This window comes from Aerosakkonema sp. BLCC-F183 (genome assembly GCF_041929145.1).
GTDB lineage: Bacteria > Cyanobacteriota > Cyanobacteriia > Cyanobacteriales > Aerosakkonemataceae > Aerosakkonema.
The window spans coordinates 193,677-211,125 of the sequence record NZ_JBHFNU010000044.1 but is presented as its reverse complement, the minus strand read 5'-3'; the positions used below and the strand labels follow the sequence as shown (position 1 = coordinate 211,125).

Here is a 17,449-nt window from a genome sequence, read left to right as displayed (position 1 = left end):
CTGGGTATGTAGTTGGGCTTTAGCCCTCTTATCGCTACTTGGATAAGAGACCTAAAGCCCAACTACGTACCTAATCTTAGCTTCAATAATGTAACTAGCAACTTGTGTTATTAGTATTTTGTAGTCATTACAATGAAACAATTACCAGATGATGAAACACTCGATAAACTGCTTGAATTGCCCAAAGATTTTGAACAGAAAGCTAAAGCTGTTTACGATCTAACTACAGAAATAGATGAAAAGTTGCGACTAAGACAAGAAGCAAGAAGACAAGCTGCGATCGAGGAATTACGAAAAGCTAAACTGAAGGTATGAAATGCGATCGCCCAGAGCGCCAGTCCAGTAGAATAAATTGACAAAAACAACGAAATATGTATTATGTAGGGGCGAAGCATTCGGGCGACAATTTATGGCACAACACCCAAGATTTTATGTCCGAATGCTTCGCCCTGCCGGGGTCTAAAGCCCAATTTATGACACAAAACCCAAGATTTTATGTCCGAATGCTAATGCCTACGGCACGCTTCGCGAACGCCCTGCCGAGTGCTTGACACAAACGCATATTATGGTAATTTATCAATATGTATTACTGGGATGAAACTTTAGAGCGCCAGTCCAGTAAAAAGGGTTGACAAAAGCAACATAATGTTATTTTCTATCTAGCCCCCGGCAGGGCGAAGCATGAGGGTATAAAGACTGTTGACAATCGCGATCGATTGTCGCCCGAATGCTTCGCCCCTACACAATACTTATTTTTAGCAACAGAAATAGATGAAAAATGGCGACTAAGACAAGAAGCAAGAAGACAAGCTGCGATCGAAGAATTACGAAAAGCTAAATTGGAGGTATGAGATGCAGCGCATTGTTTGGAAAATTGGCCATGAGTGAACCATCTTTAAATGAAAAGCAATTGGCAGAATTAAATGAAATCCTTGAAATGGCTAGAATTACTGAACAAAAAGCGAGAGAATTATATGAAATGGCAACGCTAATGGCGTTGAAGTGCCAAATTCAGGATGAAATTAGAGAAGTGAGAAAACAGCCAGATGCTTATCCTACTTCGCAGGCGAAAAGATAAATTAGAGGTATGAGGTGCGATATCGATTCCTATTTCCTGACAAACCAACAGCGAATTAATTCAACTTGAAAGCGATATCCTTCGCCAATTTCCTCGATTAATTCGCGCCGCAATAACAATTCAAGAATATTATCTAAATTATCGCCAAACTGATGCGATAAAACTTCTCGGCTGACTGTTGCACCTTCCCCTTGGGCGGCGATGAAACGCAGAACAGCTAAACCATCTGTAAGGGCGGGTTTTGTCGAGGTATGGTTGATTTGAGATAATGGGTTATCTGCTAAACCCGCCCCTACCTGATTATTTTGAATATCGGCAAAAAAGAAACTGCCACTGCTTAAAGCTGCTGGAACTGCTGCTTCCACATCGGCTAATTTTGCCAAGCGACGCACGGAGGGGTCTTGCTCGTTTTTCAGGTAGATAATTTCAGCGCACAGCAATTGTACTAAAAACGGGTGACAGCGGGTGAGTTGCAGGACTCGCTCAACGGCATCGGGTTCGTAGCGGAGGGTAAAATCTTTCACGGGTCGCTCAATTAGCTGACGCGCTTCCGGTTCTTTCAGATAGCTGATATGCAAGACTTGCACGTTGATTAAGTAGCTAGCCCAACGCTGAAACTCTTCGATTGTATGGCTTCCAGCTAGCAGCAGTTTGAAGCGGGGACGATGTTGGATGAGGTGACGCAGCATTCCCAAAACATCTTGTTCGTCAAAGCGTCCTTTGCTGATAGCGTCGTCTAGCGCCTCGAACTCATCCAAGGAAAGCAGGGCGATATTTTGGTCTAGGGTTTGTTCTACTTTATCCAGCCATTCATCAAAGCTGGTGAAAGGGTCAACAGCTAAAGTTTCGCGGGTGAGGGGTGGGAGAGTGACAGCACTTTGACGTTTGGCTGAGACTATCATCGCTCTAGCGATATTGTAGAGAAAACCAGCATAGTCACTGGCTGATGAAACTGGCCCTTGCAAGTCTACAAACATGGGGATAATGCTATTGGGTAGCAAGCGTCCCAGGTTGTTGAGGAGGGAGGTTTTGCCCATGCGTCGCTGACCGTATAGTAGCAAAGGTGGGCGGCGGCGGTCGAGGATTAATTGTTCGATGCGAGTACCGATGTCAGTGCGTCCGGTGAAGATTTCCTGCTGTTCGGTGAGAGGTACACCGATGAGATAGGGGTTGTCATTTTCTTGGCGAAGTTCGACTGTTTCGGCTAGTTCTTGTATATGGTTGGTGACTATCTTATACCAATGGATAGCGATGGAGAGAAAACGAACTGAATATTTATTGCTGCTGCGCGTTAATTCTCGAATTAAACCGTTTAATTTTTCTGCTACTGCACTGAAGACTAAGCGCTGGTTGTAAGCGCTTTTTTGGTTGATAGCTGCATCTACATCTTGGCTGATATAACTGAAGCTACTGAGTAGGGAACTGATTGGGCTATTTAATTCACCAAATTTTAGACTGTCGTGAGCATTACTAATAGCTACTACATCTCTACGATATTCTAACTTCCTTGCATCTAATTCTATTTGTACTGCTTGGGCAGCCCAACGCTGACGGCTGATTCTTAGGTAGTCAAGCGCGGCTTTTCCTTCCTCCGCATTACGTTCCAGAACTAGAAGAACGTGCTTGTCTAAGCCATGTAAAGGAAGGCGCTGCCACTCATCCCAGAAAGCAGAATGCCAACGCAAGAAATGAGGCTGATTGCTTATACCTAGCTTGTCGAGCCAATAGAGTAGAAAATTCTTGACTGTGAGGAACGGATAAAGCATTACAGGCAGCCATAAATTTATAGTTATTACTACCCCCCAGGTCAAGCCCCAAGCCAAGCTCGATGTCAAGCCTGATGCCAAGCCTAACGCCAAGCCCCAGGCCAAGCCCCAGGTCAAACCCCACTTCCAGCTTGACACCAAGACCCACTCCCAGCCCCACAGGAAGCGGTACAAGGCGGCTGATTCCAAGCCCCAGCAGAAGCCGGATGCCAAGCCGAAAACCAAGCCGAACGCCAAGCCCGACGCCAAGCTCGACACCAAGCCGAACACCACGCCCGACACCACGCCCCATCCTAAGCGGAACTCCTTACGGAATCGGAACGCCAAGCTGAATGCCACGTCGAATGCCACGCCCCACGCCAAGCCGAACACTACACCCCACCCTAAGCCGAACACCAAGCCTGACACCACGCCCCACGCCACCCTTTCTGTGGGTATACCCAATCCCCATAGCACCAAGCCAATCAGTAGGCTAGCTAAAACAGGTAATATCAGATTTACTTGAATCAACAATCGCCACAAAGCCAACTTCTGCCAGCGCTTTTCTCTCATTAAAATATCTACAGAAGAGAAAGGCTCAAGGTCGGGGTCTATGTGGTTTAAATGGTTACGGAAGGCTGAGGGATGGAATATTATCCACCAGAGTAATTGCAGACTACCGATAATCAGGTTGGGGTGCTGTTCGGGTGCATCGGTGTAGGCGTTGCGCGGCACATTTGGCGAGGTCATTTCGGTTGGGGTTTTTGTCTTCTGGGCTGGGTGTGAGGAAAAACGCTGAGAATCTATGGTTTTAGGACTGAGGCAAGTCTCTCAATACATTTTATTCTTAGGTACGTAGTTGCGCTTTAGCGCTAAAGCAGTCTGTAACGAGTCTTTAATACTCGCCAGAGAGTCTGAGAAACTCGTTGTCGAGTCTTTTATACTTGTCCGAGAGTTATAGAAACTTGTCGTCGAATCTTTTATACTCGTCCGAGTGTCTGAAAAACTCGTCGTTGAGTATTTTTTATTCGTTCGAGAGTCTCAGAGCCTCGTTGTCGAGTCTTTATTACTTGTGAGTGAGTATTAAAGATTCATCGTTGAGTCTTGGAGATTGGAGATAGAGGATAAAAGGTTCATTATCGAGTATTGGCATATCTACAATTCTTAATTACCCCACAACTGCTGCAACTTCTACATATTCGCATTCAGTAGTTGGTTGAGGAATAGGTAAACCATCTTCTTGCATTCCTTCTAAATGAAATTCGATCGCTTCTTGAATATTTTGTTTCACTTCTTCTATAGTATCGCCAACGCTTACGCACCCAGGTAAATCGGGAACATAAGCCGAATAATTACCTTCTGCTTTTTCAATTACCACAGCGTAACGCATCATTCATTCTCCAATTGTGCTTGTTTCCAAATACTCATAAGTGTGCCAATAGCTAAATATGCAAGAAAGTTTACCCGGAACTGTAACTGTTCCTAATTTAGTTCAAGCCCGCCTGCGATTCAAATCGCAGGCTAATAGCGAAAGTCCTCTGAAGAGGACTGAAGAATTGTTGAGCAATATTTTTAGTCCATTTTAATGGACTTTCGCTATTAGCCCGGAAATTGATTTCCGGGCGGGTTATCAGCGAAGCCATTAACTCAGTTTACTTTTTATCCATCCAATAAATCTACAAATGGTTGCATCTGTTGTAATCCTTCTTCCCGCCAATTATCCCCACTTTCCCCATCTTCTAAAGTAAATAACCTTTCTCGACAAAGGATTTGCAATAACATCGGCCAGCATCCACTTTCGGCTAAAATCCACTTTATATCATCCTCTGGGAAAGGTATGGGCGAACTAGCTATCAATTCTCGCGCTTCTGCCTCTGTCAACGCTCCCAATGTGGCGCTATAGCCGAAAATGTTGAAAAAGGGCGAACTGTGTCCGGTGTGACGGGCTAATTCTATGGGTGATTGGGGTGTCGCTAAGATAAAGGCTAGATTACCTTGAGTATAGTTGGTGGCAAGCGATCGCAAACTCTCCCAAAACCCATCATCTAATTCTGGACAGCGTTGCAATCCGACGCCAATCTCGTCGAGTAAGATAACTGTAGGTTTCTGCAATTTGCCGCTAACCGCATCCATGAATTTATCTAAGTCGCAAGGATTGGGTATCGGCATTTCCAGGCATTGTAATATATAGCCTAACAATCCTTCTCGACTCTGCGATCGCGGATCTTGCAAGTCTACGAATATCCAGCGATAATTCTCTGGATGGGGCAACCAGTCAGATTTTTGGTTGGGGCGCAACTGTGCTGCTGGCGTGGTGGTGATGTTTTTCAGGTAATGCAGCAGGGAAGTTTTGCCGCTACGCCGTTTCCCGATAATGGCGGCGTTTTGCAGGGGATGGCGTTTTAGTAAGTCGAATATGCGTTTGAGTTCTCGCTGTCTCCCGAAAAAGTAGCGCGGTTGGGTGATGCAGGGGCCAGTGATAAAAGGCGAAGGTTGTGCAGTGGTAATTCTTGTGGTTGATTGGTTGTTAAATTCGTCTTTATCAGCAATTTCTTGCCAATCTAGCCCCAGTTTCTCACAAATTATGACAAAATTTTCAAAATCAATAGGCTTGCCACTGAAGAAGTTCTTGACAGTAGATAAAGATGGGTCGATCTGTTCGGCAAACTTTGGCTTGCTAGGATAGCCATTTTTTATGAGGGCAGCATTAACTATATTAATGCACTTTGGGGAAACCCTAAGCGATCGCCCCATGACAACTCCTGGAATAATTACTTATGCGATCGTCCCATTAAACTCAGCCATAAGTCAACCGTAAGAAACTTTTTTTTCACCCTTTGTCACCCCGGTATCCAACCTTCCCCAACAAAAAATGGAAGTATCCCAAATAAAGGTACTTCCGTGAATAACTTTAATTGTTTGGAAAAAGCTTTAGAAATTACTTCTGGTATTTTGGCAATTTACCAATGGTGTCCATCTTTAGGAATGGCAGTTGCTGTAGTTATCATATTATATCTGATTGACAATGGCGATGATGATGCCAGGGAATAATTGGAGGTAAAATTTAGGTGCGACTCAAATTGACAAAGTATTACAGCAGTTTATGCTGTAAATAATGATCCCAGAAACCGGGTTTCACGATCCCAGAAACCCGGTTTCTTGAAGAAACCGGGTTTCTTTTCTCAAAACGGCAACTTTAGCAACTTCACAAAGTTGAGTTCTCTAGGGTATTCAACTAAGCCTATTTTGATAGATTCGGGATTTTTACTATAGCGATACGATTTAAAAAATCTATCCCATACGCTGAGAAGGCTGGCATAATTAGAGTTTGTTTCCTTGACAATTTGCGAGTGATGTATGCGGTGATAGTTAGGCGTGACAATCAAATAACTTAAAAATTTATCAACTTTGTATGGCAAGTTCCAGTTGCTGTGGTGAAATACTACAACTATCGTAAAGAGTAATTCATAGATAGCTGCATGAATTGGCTCGATACCAAATAGCCAAATCAGAAATACTTTAGGCAAATTCGAGACAAGCACTTCCATAGTGTGAAAACGATAAGCTGTGGAAATATTCATCTCCATTTCGGTATGATGCACGCGATGAAATCGCCACGCCACAGGCAAAGTGTGCATTAATCGATGCCAAAAGTAGAGATATAAATCGAGAATTAAAAAAGCTAAAATAGCTACTAACCAAGTTTGTTTAATTCCTGCAAATAACCCCAACCAAATGTTTTGTTGCCAAACCCATTTTAACAGCAAAACAATGGTTAAGCTGGAGGCGATCGCATTCACTATCCCCAGCACAAAATTGTGAGTTACTCTTCTAGAAAAGCTCTGCTTATATTGGAAAAAAGGAAACAAGTTTTCCAAAATCCCAAAGATGAAGAGACTGCCTAAAAGCGCGGTCAATTTAGCGTCCATAACACTATGTCAGAGATTTATTTGTAATGCGCGATCGCCCGATTATTCTTACTTCTTCTTTCCCCAATTTATTACCAACAAATTCCCTGTTAAAAACCCAATTATTAACCCGGCATTATGCCCGATAATGCTAATTTGTGGATGCGTTATATCAAACAGGAATTGTAGCACCACAATAAACAGAATACTTTTTAAATTTTTAGCAGCAACACGAGATTTTTCTCGCAACCAACCGGAGAGCATAATTGCTCCCATCACGCCAATCAAACCCATAATAGCACCAGATGCACCTACCGTAATTTGAGCTTGAGATGGCACGTATCTAGCTATAATCGCAATTACCAACATCGACCCTATCCCACTGGTAAAGTAGGAAATCAGATATCTCCAAATGCCGAGACTGCGTTCTACAAAAGAACCAAGAGCGTAGAGAGCCATCATATTCATTCCTAAGTGCAAAAAGCCTGCATGGAGAAAAGTTGCATTCAACGCCCGCCACCATTCTCCAGCCCAAAATGCACCTGGTTCCAATGCACCCAGACGATATAATACGCCCTCAAATCCCTCAGTTCCTAGCGAGTTTATTAATGAGTACATCGTGAAGCAAAATACTGCCAAATTTATCAAAATCAACGCATATGTAGCGTATGCTTTCTTATCGTTAAGCACCGCTCTACCGTATTTACCTTCGTGCTTTAATTCAATAGCAACGCGAGATAGAATCTGTTTTGAAGACTCAGTTAATACCTGCTGTATATCGATGCGCGACTGAGATAGACGAAGTGCGATCGCGTTCCTGAAACCCATATCGCCCTCATCGTGCAAAGCCAACAATTGCTGACGAGCAACTTCCTCATTTCCCGCTGCCATTTCCGCAGTTGCCAACCAAAATTGGCGCATATTTTTAGGCAACATCGCCAAAGAAATGGAAACAGATTTTTGCAACTCTTCGGTTTGACCGCAAAATGCCAAAATAAACATTCTCACCGTATTTACTGTTGCCGGATCGCCTCTTTTTTCTAAATTGCGTTCCAAGCGATCGAACTCTTGCAGCAAACGATTTAAATCCCCTGTTTCCCCCAAAGCTCGCAGGTAGTAGGACGAAACACCCAAATCTTCAAACAATATCTTTTCGGATAAATCCTTCCGTACCCAAAACAGCAATTCTTCCCAACGCGCCCCCATTTTATAAAGTATAACTGTGGCATTTCTGCCTATGGAAGTTGCATTATTCTGATAGCGTTTTAAGATTGCGAGAGCCTCAGCCATATCGCCACGCTGCCCTATTTCTAACGCCCGCAATAAAGCAGGTTGTTCTCTCCATCCATCCGCTGGATGCAGCCAGCGCAACTTTGCCATTAATTTGCGAGCTTCCGCGTAGCGCCCCGCAGAAATCAGTTGATTAGCCTTCCTCATACCATTGAGGGGAAGCAACACAAAAATCAGCCACAAACTGCCACCAACAAAACCAGTCCATTCAGGAGCAAAGTAAAAAATCCCTGCCATTACAGCTAAAATAAATATCGTGACAAATAGCCAACCGCGAATCTGGTTAAAAGGAACTCTTAGCAGCGAAATCAGCAAAAAAACGCACCAAAAAGCCACAATCCAAATCAGAAAATCATTCAGATTCATAAAAATTTAACTTGGGCAGCAGTCGCACTCATTTCTATTGTATAGCTAGGGCGTCGGGCGTCGGGCGTCGGGAAGAGGGAAGAGTACTTGGTAGGGTGGGCATTGCCCACCACCTTCTCTTAACTAACAGCCACATCCAAAACGCGCACTAAAAAAGCCCACTTATCAGCCGCTTCCTCAATAATCTTAGCTGTCGGCTTCCCAGCACCGTGTCCCGCTTTAGTTTCAATGCGAATTAACACCGGATTATCGCCTGAGTGCGCCGTTTGCAAAGCAGCTGCAAACTTAAAACTATGTGCCGGAACTACTCTATCATCGCGATCGGCAGTAGTAATTAAAGTAGCCGGATAAGCCACACCCGACTTGAGATTGTGCAGTGGCGAATAAGCGTAAAGTGCTGGAAACTCCTCTGGATTTTCCGGCGAACCATATTCAGAACACCACGCCCAACCAATTGTAAACTTATGGAAGCGCAACATATCCATCACGCCTACAGCAGGTAACGCCGCCGCAAACAAATCCGGGCGCTGAGTCATGCACGCACCCACCAACAAACCGCCATTGCTACCGCCTGCGATCGCCAGCTTAGCAGAAGACGTATAGCCATTAGCAATTAACCACTCAGCCGCCCCAATAAAATCATCAAAAACATTCTGCTTGTTCAGCTTCATTCCCGCCTGATGCCAATCTTCTCCGTACTCACCACCACCGCGCAGATTGGCAATAGCCAAAACTCCCCCCAACTCCATCCATACCAATTGACTAACTGAAAAGCTGGGTGTCAGGGACACATTAAAACCACCGTATCCATACAGATAAGTGGGATTATTCCCATCTAATTGCAAACCCTTTTTGTGGGTGATAAACATCGGCACTTGCGTACCATCTTTACTGCTGTAAAATATTTGCTTTGTTTCGTATTCATCCGGGTTAAAATCAACTTTTGGCTGACGGAAAAGCGCACTTTCACCAGTCACCATATCGTAGCGATAAATAGTTGTCGGCGTTGTAAAACTCGTAAAGTTGTAAAAAGTTTCCCTATCGTGACGTTTGCCCCCAAAACCACCCGCCGAACCGATTCCCGGTAATTCCACTTCCCGCACAAAAGCGCCGTTAAGATCGAAAATTTTGATTTGCGTGCGGGCGTCTTTCAAATAATCAGCAATAAACTGATTATTCAGCAAACCAACACCTTCTAAAACTTCCTCAGCTTGCGGAATGATTTCTTGCCAATTATCGCGAGATGGCTTAGTGATATCTATCGCAATAACGCGACCTCGCGGCGCATCCAAATCTGTCCGGAACCAGAAAACAGAACCATCATTATCGATCGAGCTGTAGCTGGCATCGAATTCGTTAATTAATTCCTGTACGGGCGAAGCATTCAGATCGAAATCTTTCGATAAAACCGGGGAATTATCGCCTGAATGCTTCGCCCCTACACCGAAATTAGTCAAATCTTTGTAAAAAATCAAGTTTTTGGGATCTGTTACCCGCCAAACAGAGATAATCAAATACTTGCCATCTTCCGTAACCCCAGCGCTGAATCCCCATTCTTTTTGGTCTGGTCTGTGATAAATCAGGATATCTTCCGATTGAGGTGTTCCCAAGCGATGATAGAAAAGTTTCTGAAAGTAATTAACATCTTCAAATTTCGTTTTTTCGTTCGGTTCGTCGTAGCGACTGTAGAAAAATCCTTGATTGTCGTGCGTCCAAGCAGCACTGGAAAACTTAACCCATTTCAGGTTATCTGCAAAATCTTTGCCTGTTTCTACATCGCGCACTTTCCATTCTTGCCAATCAGAACCGGAACTAGACAAACCGTAAGCCATTAAGTTACCATCTTCGCTGATAGCAATACCGGCAAGTGCAACTGTACCATCTTCGGAAAGTTTGTTGGGGTCGAGCAGTTGCCTTGGTTCGCCGTCGAGAGAATTTAAGGTATAAAGTACGCTTTGGTTTTGCAAACCATCATTTTTAAAATAAAAGTAACGGTTTCCCTCTTTGAAGGGAATGCTGTATTTTTCGTAATCCCAAAGTTGGGTGAGGCGCTGTTTAATTTTTTCTCGAACTGGAATTTCTTGAAGATATTGAAATGTGACTTGGTTTTGCGCTTCTACCCAAGCTTTTGTTTCGTCCGCATCGGGATCTTCTAACCAGCGATAGGGGTCTTGTACTGAGATGCCATGATAATCATCGATTTGTGCGAATTTTTGGCTAGTTGGGTAATTTAGCGGTTTATCTGAATAGGACATAGCAGGAAATTTAAGCAACATTTTCCAGTTTAGCGCCCCTCTGCTATCTTATAGCTAGGGCGTCGGGACTAGGGCGTCGGGCGTCGGGACTAGGGGAAGAAGTTAGAATCAAGGGTTTCAAAAATTCAGAATGCCTTAACCGCCAAGGCGGTTGCTATAAAATCTATACGTCGGGAAATATTGGAAATTCTCAATACATTACATATACCAGTTTGCTTATGTATTCTATCGAGTCGCTTTCCCGCTATAAACGAGTCATCGGCTTGACAAAAAAGCGATCGCCCATCCACACTTGAGAGCGATCGCACTCCAAAAGCAAAAGTAAAAAGCTATTGTCTTTCTTTTGCCTTTTGACTTTTGCCTTTTGACTTTTGACTTTTGACTTTTGACTTTTGCCTTTTTTAAGCGTTGCTGCTGCTAGTCACCAACACCTCACCCTTGAGCATTCGCGACGCTGCATCCAGCAAAGCTTCTTCCAAATAAGGTTTGGTGAAGTAGCCCCTAGCACCGCGTTCAACTGCCATTTGGCGATGTTTTTCCGCACCGCGAGAAGTGAGCATAGCCACCGGCAAATGATTCAGGTCGGGGTCTTTCTGCAAGCGAGCGAGCAACTCCAGACCATCCATTCTGGGCATTTCGATATCGCAGAACACAATTTGGCAAGGCAGACCGGATCTGAGTTTATCCCAAGCTTCTTGACCGTCGCGAGCTTGTTCCACACGATATCCAGCTTTGTTGAACGTCATCGAGAGCAGTTCCCGCACTGTAATCGAATCGTCCACAATCAGCACAGTCGGCTGTTCCATGACCTTGTGGTCTTCCACCTGACCGGGATCTCGCGTCCACACAGGGTTGGTGTCTATGCTAATCCGACCCAAGGACAAGTCGATCAGCTCCAGAACGTCGCCGATCGGCATAATTCGCCCATCCCCCAGCACCGTAGCACCCGCGACGCCCAGCGGTTTGGGTATCGGCCCTTCCAATTGCTTAATAACGATTTCCTGTTCGCCCAAAACGCGATCGACTTGCAAAGCGATAAAATTGCCAGCGCTACGCAGCACGACGATCGAAATCGTATCTTCTTCCTTTGTACCACCGTAAACACTGCCCCGACCCAACTGGCGATTATAAGCCAGCAGCTCGCTGAGCGGTCGGAAAGGCAACACCATATCGCGCCAAGTAATACACGGATTGCCTTCAGCATTAATCTGAATGCGTTCTTTTTCAATATCCAGCGCGTCTTCCACACCGTCCATCGGGAAAGCAATGCGAGCTTTGTCGCTGATGCAGCACAAAGCTTTGCAAATACTCAGCGTTAGAGGCAAGCGAATAGTAAAAGTAGTTCCCTTACCGGTATTGGAATCTGTGGTAATGCTACCGCGAATTTCGCTCAACGATGTCAGCACCACATCCATCCCAATACCGCGACCCGCCAACAAGTCGGCTTCATCCTTGGTACTGAAATTCGGATGATAGATAAGTTGATAAGCATCGTGGCGAGACATCGCCTTCGCCTCCGCAGCTGTCATCAACCCTTTTTGCACAGCCTTTGCCTTCACCCGTTCCACATCAATACCCGCACCATCATCGGAGAAAGAAATCACCGTTTGGTTACCTTGGTGGAAAGCGCGGATGGTAATCCGACCTGTAGCAGGCTTACCCGCACGCTGCCGCACTTCTGGAGTTTCGATCCCGTGCGCGATCGCATTATTGACCAAGTGCTTCAGGGGGTCGGAAAAGTGTTCCAGAATCAACTTGTCGATCAGCGTCTCCCGCCCTTCAATGCGGATCTCCGCCTGCTTACCCGACTCAGCCGCTTTGTCCCGCACATGACGCATTAACGGGAATACCCGCTCGATCTCACCAAACGGCACCATGCGGGCGCGAGTCAGACCTTCTTGCAGCTGCGTACTTACCTGCCGGAATTGACGACATACTTGGTCGGTTTCATCGCTGACGAATTCAATGTCAGACGTGGACTCCCGCACGCGCACAATTAGCTCGATCATCTCTTGGGAGAGCGTGTGGAAAGAAGTAAACCTGTCCATTTCCAGGGGGTCGTAGTCTGCTCCCGTTTGATGTCCGATCGTACCGCCATCAGAAGAAGAAGACATCAAAGCAGCGCGATAGTTCTTGCGGCTAGCTAACAGAGAAGCTTCCAAAAGCGATCGCTCGTACAGATCCTGCATCCTCGCTCCCACATCGCTCAGTTGCTGCACTTGGTTGAGCAAATTATCCAAACATTGCCGCAGCCTTTCTTGATCCTGCTCTAAGGTATTGCGGTTCACCACCAGTTCCCCAACCAAATTGCTGAGGTTGTCCATGTGCTTGACAGGCACCTTCATTGTTTGTTCAAACCACGACCTCGCCGATCGCTTATTGGGCATAATTGGACTTGACCTGGATTTTGACGCGCTTGCGCCACCCGCAGGCTTGTCCACCTCCAATATCATTCGTTCCAGATCGGCAAACTCATCATCTGGCTTCTTGCCCTTTTCGACACCGCCACTGGAAATCGGTGGCGTTACGGACGCTCTTGCGGTTGTAGGGCTCTTGGGTGAGAGAAGCGGATCGCTTGAGAGCAAAGCTTCCAGCTCGGCAAATTCATCACCACCACTAAGGTTGGCGGGAGCGGGAGAAGAAGAAACGACCGTGTTTGCGATCGGTTTTTCCTCATCTAGCAGCGCTTCTAATTCGGCAAAATCGTCAAACAATCCATCGTTTCCGTCTACTTCTTCAGTTCCACCTAATGCCTTGTCGTTGGCAGTTTCTGGCATTAAAGATGAAGCTGCAACGAAATCTAGATCCATCCCTTCAGCAGTTAGATCCGCATCGCCAAAATCAAAACTCGATTCCAAATCTAAAGATTCCGCACTTGACTCCGAACCTTCTAATTCAAGAGAAAAGTCTCCATCTTCCGGGTCAGAATTGGCAAATAAGTCAAGAAAATCGTCGTCTTCTGGCTCGCTTTCCCTTACATTCTGTTTAACCGATTCCCCATTGTCATCGTCATTAAATAAATCATCCTCCAGCCATGCCAATGTCTCATCTTCTGGGCTGTCTTCTGCGCCGATATTTAATGGCGCTGACGCAGCAACTAAAGGTGGTGATGTTAAATCTGATTCCCATTCCCCGTCTAGTTGGAAATCTGTTTCGTTCCACCCATCAGTTAATTCCTCAGCTTGGGTAACACCTGCAAAATCTATATCTAGCTCTGCTGCTACATCGGTGAATAAGCCAGCTTCCAAATCGGATGTTTCTTCCGCAAAAGCCATTTCTGTATCTGCAAGCGTTTCATCAAACGAATATTCGTTCTCTAACCCTCCATACTCTAAGTTTTCGCTTTTTGACGTTTCCCATTCCAGCCAATTTTCTGCAACACTAGCTTCTGGAGTCAAAGTTAATTCCGGCTCTTGTTCGCTCGTTTCTAATTCCGCCTCATCAGCAGACAATATGTTTAAGTCACCCGCCGAATCAAATGTATTGAAACTGAAGTCTTCTTCTTCGTTTGGTGTGCTGCTTTGAGGAGCGTCAAACGGATTTGCGAATAAGTCGTCTGGGAAATTATCTTCTGCCGTCTCCCAGCTTTCCAAACCTGTCTGATTTGTTGTGGGGGTTTCTGCTGCCAGACCCCAATTTTCGTCAAAAGACGCATCCAGATCGTTTAATCCACTATCTTCGAGCAGCAACGATTGATTGTTATAATCGTCAAATTGCGCCGTTGTTTCGTCATTGCGATCGCCAAAACTATCCCAATCCAATTGTGTACTTAAATCCGATCGATCGTTAGTGAGTGCGGGAGCGGCCATATTTAAGCTTGTATCCCCAGTCCCGCTACCACCAAACAAATCAATGTTCCCGTCCGAATCAAAGTCATCCAGCAATGAAGAAGTGTTGGTATCCGCCTCTACATCCAAATTCCAGAAAGTTTCACCGGAATTGTCGGCAAAAATATCTTCATAATCGGGCAATTGGGACGGTAATATTTTTAAATCGCTCTCAGAGTCAACTTCAGTCGAGAAAAAACCTTCATCCAACCCAGAATTTCCCACACCCAAATCTGGCTCTTCAAATGTTTCGCCCCAGAACTCGGTTGTAGTTTCGCGATCTAAAGAAAAGAAGTCATCTAAGCTGTCCGCCGCGCTTAGTTCCTGGCGAGATACCTGCCCTTGGTTTTTACTAGCAGAAGACGCACCAGCAGCTTGCTGCTTGCCGCTAGATGCGATCGGTGAATCAACTGCAAGCGATCGTTCTGCGCCGATATCAAAATCCAACTCTTGACTTTCTGCAAATAAACTGGTATCAAAATCATCCGTTAGGTCAGCCAAATCCTCTCTTTCTTCAGAACTGGTTTCTGCCCCCCAGTCCATCTCGGTTGCTTCTAAATTAAAAAGGTCTGACTCATCATTACTTTCAATTTGAGCATTTGAAACTTCCGATTTGACAGCGTTTGGCTGCACCGTTTCTGCATCTTCATCAATTGAAAAATCCAAACCCTCAAATTCAAACTCTAAATTTTCCTCCTCATAACCGCCAGCTTGAACCTCTGTCTGGAAATCTTGCGTTACCGTCAACCCCGTCAGATCCGCATCCGACCATTCCGCATTCCAACTGTCAGTAGATTCCGTTAGTAATTGCTCTGAAACTTGCTCATCGTAGACTTCGGATTGAGAATTTACACTTGACTCTTGGGGAAATTCTTGCCAACTGAGGTCATTTTCATCTAAACCTGCGAACAATTCGCTGAGATTGTCTGCACCTTCAGAAGATGCGATCGCACTGGGGCGATCTTCGTCCTCGTTGACCGTTAAATTGAATTCATCCGCATCTCCGGATTCTGCCCAGCCATCTTCTGACGATAAAGCTTCATCAAACAAGCCCAGAGCATCATCTTCCTCTAGATTTGTTGCCGCTCGTGTGTTGGGAACTTCCTCGAACAAATCGACAACTTCGCTTTCGTCATCGATATCATAGAGACCTTCCCCTCTCGGCGCTGGGTCGCTGTCTTCTCCAAATATATCCTCATCAAATAGGCCAAGGGGGTCTTCTGCCTTTGACCTTGCCGACTCAGCAGGTTTTTCTGTAATATCGTCGAACAGATCTGCGAAATCATCTTCTGCATCTTCTGCATCGAGACGATCGAATTGAAGATGATGCGTTATCGGTGCGGGCGATCTTTCTTCTGCAAACATTTCCTCATCAAACAAGCTGAGGTCATCATCGAATTCGCCAGATTCAAACGATCGCTCTTCTGAAGAGACATCCTCAAATAGGTCGGCAAATTCATTTTCCTCATCTCCATCTCTCTCGTTGACGAGTTGTGGAGCAGGCTCAACCGCAGCATCGGTAAGAATTTCTTCTTCTTGCCAGGTTGCATCGAGTTCCAAATCTGTCTCGAACAGATCTGCTAAAGTGTTCAGTTCTGCCGCGCCTACTTCTGGGCCAGTGGGGTCGGCGGTTTTAGCAGGGTGTGCTGTGGTGGAAGAGTCGAAATTGCTAAATACTTTTTGCTGATGAGGTTGTGCTTCTTCCGTTTCCCAAAATTGTGATGTGACAGAGCTAAAGTCAGAATAATCCGTATCCAGCCCACCGGAAAAGTCGAAGGGTTCGCTTAATTCTATTTGTGCCGCTAGTGGTTCGTCTATTGTACTTTCCGGCTCCGAACCGATCGAAAACAAATCGTCGAACTCATCGTCAGAGATTGCCGCCGCAGGTTCGGGTTCTGGAATTATAGGCTGAAGTACTTGCAGTTGCGCCGACGCAGAGATTTCATTAGCGCGACCTGCCAAAACCAATTCTTGAGCTGCTTTAATTTCTTTAATAACAACAGGTGCAAGCGTGGTGTGAGAATGTTCGGCGTTGGCTAAAGCACCCTCGCACATCCGTAACAAGTTAATCCAGTTTGGCAAATTAAACTTTTCCCCAAGCGCAATCAAGCGATTGCAGCACTCTTGCAGCTCTTGACGGCTGTTCGGCCAAGACGGTGGTTTGAATAGCTGCAACATTTCCCGCAAAACTGCCATCACCTCTTGCCCAAAATCGGCAACATTTAGTGCTGGCAACTCGGAAGGTTTCGCTTTGCTCGGCTGGCGGCCCTGATTTCCTAACCAGTCCAGATGCTGTTTGAGTTCATTAAAGACCGGCTCGACATCGGACATGATATTTTCGCCCACATCCTCCGACAACCCAAAAGGCCCTTGCAGATGGTCTAAGAGCAACTGGAGGGTATCAAATACCCGCAAAAACAGGTTTTCCAGCTTTTGGTCAACTTTAATCGGACGTTCTTTGAGTTCTTTGAAATAGTCTTCCAGTCTGTGAGAAGTTTTTTGAATGCTGTGAATACCCAGCATTGCTGCCCCCCCTTTAACCGAGTGAGCAGCGCGAAAGACCTCATTTACCATTTCCTGGTCATCAATGGTACTTTGCAGATTCAGCAAACCCTGTTGAATGGTATTGAGATGATCTTTGGCTTCTTCAATGAAATAGCCCAGTATGCGCTGTTGTTGTTCCGGCAGCATAGCCATGTCCCCATAAGAGTGCTTGTTAGCGTGAGCGATCGCGTCAGCGTGGTGTCTGTGTGCTGAGTTTTGAATTTTAGTTTTTTGCCGACACTGTAGGTAGTTTTGGAAAAAAGTACTTTACTTTACGCTTTTTCGTGGTTACTCGGTACTCAGCACTGTAGCCGATAGCTCTAATTTATCCTAACCTCACAATACCCATCACCTTATAGGGTAAGGTGCGTCGGCCCTGACAGGGTTTTGAGGAATTGACCCCTGGCAGATGTGAGGTGTAACGGAACGATTGGTG

Annotated in this window: 10 protein-coding genes; 3 read left to right on the top strand and 7 right to left on the bottom strand. The window is 45.5% G+C overall.

From position 1 onward, the window contains the following. Window positions 1–132 precede the first annotated feature (132 nt). Both ACE1CD_RS12280 and ACE1CD_RS12275 read left to right on the top strand, forming a co-directional pair. Window positions 133–315 (top strand): hypothetical protein, encoded by a 183-nt coding sequence (locus ACE1CD_RS12280; protein ID WP_374824340.1) that lies wholly within the window; start codon window positions 133–135, stop codon window positions 313–315. A 565-nt stretch (window positions 316–880) separates the two neighbouring features. Next, window positions 881–1,078: a hypothetical protein gene (locus tag ACE1CD_RS12275; protein ID WP_374824337.1), complete on the top strand. Its 198-nt coding sequence runs from the start codon at window positions 881–883 to the stop codon at window positions 1,076–1,078. A gap of 29 nt (window positions 1,079–1,107) precedes the next feature. Here the strand turns inward: ACE1CD_RS12275 and ACE1CD_RS12270 are convergent, their stop codons facing one another. From ACE1CD_RS12270 to ACE1CD_RS12260, 3 genes are all read right to left on the bottom strand, one after another. Beyond that, entirely contained in the window at window positions 1,108–3,573 is a 2,466-nt protein-coding gene (locus tag ACE1CD_RS12270; protein WP_374824335.1) for an AAA family ATPase, read from the bottom strand. Window positions 3,574–3,991: 418 nt separating this feature from the next. After that, window positions 3,992–4,213 carry a type II toxin-antitoxin system HicB family antitoxin gene (locus tag ACE1CD_RS12265; protein ID WP_190464832.1) on the bottom strand — a complete coding sequence of 74 codons (222 nt, stop codon included), beginning with the start codon at window positions 4,211–4,213 and terminating at the stop codon, window positions 3,992–3,994. Window positions 4,214–4,482: 269 nt separating this feature from the next. Continuing rightward, complete coding sequence (locus ACE1CD_RS12260; RefSeq protein ID WP_374824331.1) at window positions 4,483–5,577, bottom strand: ATP-binding protein; 1,095 nt, start codon at window positions 5,575–5,577, stop codon at window positions 4,483–4,485. 147 nt (window positions 5,578–5,724) lie between these two features. Between ACE1CD_RS12260 and ACE1CD_RS12255 the strand changes: the two genes are divergently transcribed. Further along, window positions 5,725–5,874: a hypothetical protein gene (locus tag ACE1CD_RS12255; protein ID WP_374824328.1), complete on the top strand. Its 150-nt coding sequence runs from the start codon at window positions 5,725–5,727 to the stop codon at window positions 5,872–5,874. 131 nt (window positions 5,875–6,005) lie between these two features. Here the strand turns inward: ACE1CD_RS12255 and ACE1CD_RS12250 are convergent, their stop codons facing one another. The 4 genes from ACE1CD_RS12250 to ACE1CD_RS12235 all read right to left on the bottom strand — a co-directional run bounded on the left by ACE1CD_RS12250 (window position 6,006) and on the right by ACE1CD_RS12235 (window position 17,160). Further along, a complete protein-coding gene (locus ACE1CD_RS12250; RefSeq protein ID WP_374824325.1) occupies window positions 6,006–6,752 on the bottom strand; it encodes a sterol desaturase family protein in 747 nt (248 codons plus the stop codon). Between the two features lie 48 nt (window positions 6,753–6,800). Further along, window positions 6,801–8,387 (bottom strand): rhomboid family intramembrane serine protease, encoded by a 1,587-nt coding sequence (locus ACE1CD_RS12245; protein WP_374824322.1) that lies wholly within the window; start codon window positions 8,385–8,387, stop codon window positions 6,801–6,803. A 119-nt stretch (window positions 8,388–8,506) separates the two neighbouring features. Then, entirely contained in the window at window positions 8,507–10,642 is a 2,136-nt protein-coding gene (locus ACE1CD_RS12240; protein WP_374824319.1) for a prolyl oligopeptidase family protein, read from the bottom strand. Between the two features lie 401 nt (window positions 10,643–11,043). Further along, on the bottom strand, window positions 11,044–17,160 hold the full coding sequence (locus ACE1CD_RS12235; protein WP_374824316.1) for a response regulator: 6,117 nt from the start codon (window positions 17,158–17,160) through the stop codon (window positions 11,044–11,046). Window positions 17,161–17,449 lie beyond the last annotated feature (289 nt).

Excerpts from the sequence above, each read along its gene's own strand:
- ACE1CD_RS12280 (WP_374824340.1), top strand. The coding sequence starts at position 133 with ATGAAACAATTACCAGATGATGAAACACTCGATAAACTGCTTGAATTG.
- ACE1CD_RS12275 (WP_374824337.1), top strand. The coding sequence starts at position 881 with ATGAGTGAACCATCTTTAAATGAAAAGCAATTGGCAGAATTAAATGAA.
- ACE1CD_RS12270 (WP_374824335.1), bottom strand. The coding sequence starts at position 3,573 with ATGACCTCGCCAAATGTGCCGCGCAACGCCTACACCGATGCACCCGAA.
- ACE1CD_RS12265 (WP_190464832.1), bottom strand. The coding sequence starts at position 4,213 with ATGCGTTACGCTGTGGTAATTGAAAAAGCAGAAGGTAATTATTCGGCT.
- ACE1CD_RS12260 (WP_374824331.1), bottom strand. The coding sequence starts at position 5,577 with ATGGGGCGATCGCTTAGGGTTTCCCCAAAGTGCATTAATATAGTTAAT.
- ACE1CD_RS12250 (WP_374824325.1), bottom strand. The coding sequence starts at position 6,752 with ATGGACGCTAAATTGACCGCGCTTTTAGGCAGTCTCTTCATCTTTGGG.
- ACE1CD_RS12245 (WP_374824322.1), bottom strand. The coding sequence starts at position 8,387 with ATGAATCTGAATGATTTTCTGATTTGGATTGTGGCTTTTTGGTGCGTT.
- ACE1CD_RS12240 (WP_374824319.1), bottom strand. The coding sequence starts at position 10,642 with ATGTCCTATTCAGATAAACCGCTAAATTACCCAACTAGCCAAAAATTC.
- ACE1CD_RS12235 (WP_374824316.1), bottom strand. The coding sequence starts at position 17,160 with ATGCTGCCGGAACAACAACAGCGCATACTGGGCTATTTCATTGAAGAA.